The 3,346-nt window shown below is 57.0% G+C and carries 4 protein-coding genes and 3 tRNA genes; all 7 read left to right on the forward strand.

From position 1 onward, the window contains the following. Window positions 1–322 precede the first annotated feature (322 nt). Window positions 323–1,282, forward strand: coding sequence for a bifunctional biotin--[acetyl-CoA-carboxylase] ligase/biotin operon repressor BirA (birA, locus tag ACNFBR_RS29110; protein ID WP_416737870.1), 960 nt, complete (start codon window positions 323–325; stop codon window positions 1,280–1,282). Then, a complete protein-coding gene (locus ACNFBR_RS29115) occupies window positions 1,272–2,021 on the forward strand; it encodes a pantothenate kinase (RefSeq protein WP_416737871.1) in 750 nt (249 codons plus the stop codon). Before birA ends, ACNFBR_RS29115 begins: the two co-directional genes overlap by 11 nt. Window positions 2,022–2,028: 7 nt before the next feature. Continuing rightward, complete coding sequence (locus ACNFBR_RS29120; RefSeq protein WP_416737872.1) at window positions 2,029–2,454, forward strand: hypothetical protein; 426 nt, start codon at window positions 2,029–2,031, stop codon at window positions 2,452–2,454. Window positions 2,455–2,606: 152 nt separating this feature from the next. After that, a tRNA-Tyr gene (locus tag ACNFBR_RS29125) sits at window positions 2,607–2,690 on the forward strand. 24 nt (window positions 2,691–2,714) lie between these two features. Further along, window positions 2,715–2,788: transfer RNA gene (locus ACNFBR_RS29130), tRNA-Gly, on the forward strand. A gap of 29 nt (window positions 2,789–2,817) precedes the next feature. After that, window positions 2,818–2,893: transfer RNA gene (locus ACNFBR_RS29135), tRNA-Thr, on the forward strand. Window positions 2,894–2,971: 78 nt separating this feature from the next. Beyond that, on the forward strand, window positions 2,972–3,346 hold a 375-nt coding region (locus ACNFBR_RS29140; RefSeq protein WP_178083425.1), incomplete at its 3' end, for a GTP-binding protein.

The following is a 3,346-nucleotide window of genomic DNA, read 5'->3' on the forward strand; positions in this document are numbered from 1 at the left end:
ATGGTAGTGTGGGGTTTCCCCATGTGAGAGTAGGTCATCGTCAAGATTCATTTCGCAAAACCCCTATCTGCGCATGCAGGTAGGGGTTTTGTCTTTGTGGCGCCAAAAACAAGCACCACGCGATCCCTGTAGGAGCAGCCTTGTGCTGCGAAAAGGCCCGTATAGCCGACACATCACTGTCAGCCGTACGGGCCTCTTCGCAGCACAAGGCTGCTCCTACAGTGACCGCGCCTGTTTCTGCAGGCACGCATGCAGGCCCTTTTCCTATGCAAGCCAACAGCCCATGGCTATCATGCCTGCCTTATTCCAAGTCGAGACTGGCATGCTGAAGTTGTTGAATCTCCTCAAGGATGGCCGGTTCCATTCCGGAGAAGCTCTGGGGGCAGCCCTCGGGGTGAGTCGCAGCGCCGTTTGGAAGCAGCTGCAGCATCTGGAGAGTGAGCTGAACCTCACCATTCACAAGGTTCGTGGGCGTGGTTACCAACTGGCTGCGCCACTGGCTTTGCTCGAGGCGCAGGCAATCGCCGGGTTTGCCGAGGGCGAGCAGTGGCCGGTGTTCATCCATGAAACCATCGACTCGACCAATGCCGAAGGCCTGCGCCTTGCCGGGGAAGGGCAGGCGGCTCCATTCCTGGTCCTGGCTGAGCGTCAAAGTGCCGGCCGCGGTCGGCGTGGCCGACAATGGGTCAGCCCATTTGCCGAAAATCTCTATTACAGCCTGGTATTGCGCGTCGATGGCGGCATGCGTCAGCTCGAAGGCTTGAGCCTGGTGGTGGGCTTGGCGGTAATGCGCACATTGCAGGTGTTTGGCGTAAAGGATGTCGGGCTCAAGTGGCCTAATGATGTGCTGGTTCGCGGGCAAAAGATCACCGGCATTCTGCTGGAGCTGGTGGGCGATCCCGCTGATGTCTGTCATGTGGTGCTGGGTATAGGCATCAATGTGAACATGCAGGTCAACGACCAGGTCGACCAGCAATGGACTTCGATGCGGCGTGAGGTGGGGGCGGCCATAGATCGCAATCACCTGGTAGCGTTGCTCAGTCAGCAACTGCAGCATGAATTGGCGCGCCATCGTCGCTATGGGTTCGCGGCATTCCAGGAGGAATGGGAGCAAGCGCACCTGTGGCAAGGGCGCAATGTGTCCCTGGTTGCGGGTAGCACACGTATCGATGGCGTGGTTCTTGGCGTCGACGGGCAGGGTGGTTTGCGCCTCGAGGTGGACGGGATGGAGAAGAGCTTCAGCGGTGGTGAGCTCAGTTTGAGGTTGCGTGATGATTCTTGAGCTCGATTGCGGTAACAGCTTCATCAAGTGGCGGGTAATCCATGCCGCCGATGCAGTGATTGAAGGTGGTGGGATTGTCGATTCCGATCAAGCGCTGGTGGCCGAAGTGGCTGCGTTGGCTTCAGTGCGGCTTACGGGTTGCCGTATTGTCAGTGTGCGCAGCGAAGAGGAAACCGATGCACTTTGCGCATCGGTTGCTCAGGCCTTCGCCGTGCAGGCGCGGGTTGCCCATCCGGCCCGTGAAATGGCGGGTGTGCGTAACGGCTATGACGATTATCAGCGTTTGGGCATGGATCGTTGGCTGGCTGCGCTGGGTGCATTTCATCTGGCCAAGGGCGCGTGCCTGGTGATCGACCTGGGGACCGCTGCAAAAGCCGACTTCGTGGCCGCGGACGGCGAGCACCTGGGTGGCTACATCTGCCCGGGTATGCCTTTGATGCGTAGCCAGTTGCGTACTCACACCCGACGTATTCGCTATGACGATGCCTCCGCCGAGCGCGCATTGACCAGTCTGTCGCCAGGCCGCTCTACTGTCGAAGCGGTAGAGCGTGGTTGCGTGTTGATGCTCCAGGGCTTCGCTAGGACACAGCTTGAGCAGGCGCGGGCGCTGTGGGGAGAAAATTTCACGGTGTTCCTCACTGGGGGCGATGCGCCGCTGGTGAGAGAGGCAGTGCCACAGGCGCGCGTCGTGCCCGACCTGGTTTTCGTTGGCTTGGCAATGGCCTGCCCATTGAATTGAGGTGCCTATGCGTTGGTTGTTTCTGCTGTTACTGGTGCTCAACGTCTTCTATTACGTATGGCATCAGCAGGAAGCCCCGCTGAAGGTCAAGGAAGTCGCCCCATTGTCGTTGTACAAGGGAAATCAGCAAGAAATCCGTTTGTTGCGTGAAACGGGTGTGTCGGCACCGCCTAAACGTCGTGACGAATGCCTGGTGGTGGGTGGGGTGATGGGGCAGGAGCAGCTGGAAGCGCTGCGTCAACGCCTGCTAAGTCTGGATATTGTCACCTTGCCGGTGGTGGGGCAGCTGCCTGGTGCGGATGGGCGCTGGCTCAAGGTAGCCCCGGAAAGCGAGCGTTTACTGGACCAAACGGTGCTCTCGGCTCTTTCCAATGATTTCAAAGACTTAAAACACAAAATTATTTTCTGCCAGGGTATTGCAACTGGCGAATAGCTTGATAGAATGGCGCCCGCTTCACAGGGAACACCACTCAGGTGGTAGAACTGGAAGCGGTGTCAAAGCAGCTAAGTTTCAGATTTGATTGAAAAAATTTGAAAAAACGCTTGACACTAGGACGGCAGACAAATAGAATGCCGGCCACATCTGGAGGGATTCCCGAGCGGTCAAAGGGGACGGACTGTAAATCCGTTGCGAGAGCTTCGAAGGTTCGAATCCTTCTCCCTCCACCAGTTTTAGCGAGAGCCGCAAGCTCCGCGGGTATAGTTTAGTGGTAGAACCTCAGCCTTCCAAGCTGATGATGCGGGTTCGATTCCCGCTACCCGCTCCAAGTTTGCAGGGTTTTGCACAAAGTGTTTCGCTCTTGTAGCTCAGTTGGTAGAGCACACCCTTGGTAAGGGTGAGGTCAGCGGTTCAAATCCGCTCAAGAGCTCCATATAAACAAGGCAGATATGAAAATATCTGCCTTTGTTTTATCAGCGCAAGACTATTTCTTCTGCGGAGGATTGTATCGATGGCTAAGGAAAAGTTTGATCGTTCCCTTCCCCACGTTAACGTCGGCACTATCGGCCACGTTGATCACGGTAAGACCACTCTGACCGCAGCTCTGACTCGCGTCTGCTCCGAAGTTTTCGGTTCGGCAGTCGTTGAGTTCGACAAGATCGACTCGGCTCCGGAAGAAAAAGCGCGCGGTATCACCATCAACACCGCTCACGTCGAGTACAACTCGAACATTCGTCACTACGCTCACGTTGACTGCCCAGGTCACGCTGACTACGTGAAGAACATGATCACCGGTGCTGCCCAGATGGACGGCGCGATCCTGGTTTGCTCGGCCGCCGATGGTCCGATGCCACAAACCCGTGAGCACATCCTGCTGTCCCGTCAG

The sequence above is a fragment of the Pseudomonas sp. NY11955 genome (assembly GCF_048068035.1).
Lineage (GTDB): Bacteria > Pseudomonadota > Gammaproteobacteria > Pseudomonadales > Pseudomonadaceae > Aquipseudomonas.

What these genes read in the sequence shown, in the direction of transcription:
- ACNFBR_RS29120 (WP_416737872.1), top strand. Translation starts at nt 2,029, where the DNA reads ATGCGTTGGTTGTTTCTGCTGTTACTGGTGCTCAACGTCTTCTATTAC.
- birA (WP_416737870.1), top strand. Translation starts at nt 323, where the DNA reads ATGCTGAAGTTGTTGAATCTCCTCAAGGATGGCCGGTTCCATTCCGGA.
- ACNFBR_RS29115 (WP_416737871.1), top strand. Translation starts at nt 1,272, where the DNA reads ATGATTCTTGAGCTCGATTGCGGTAACAGCTTCATCAAGTGGCGGGTA.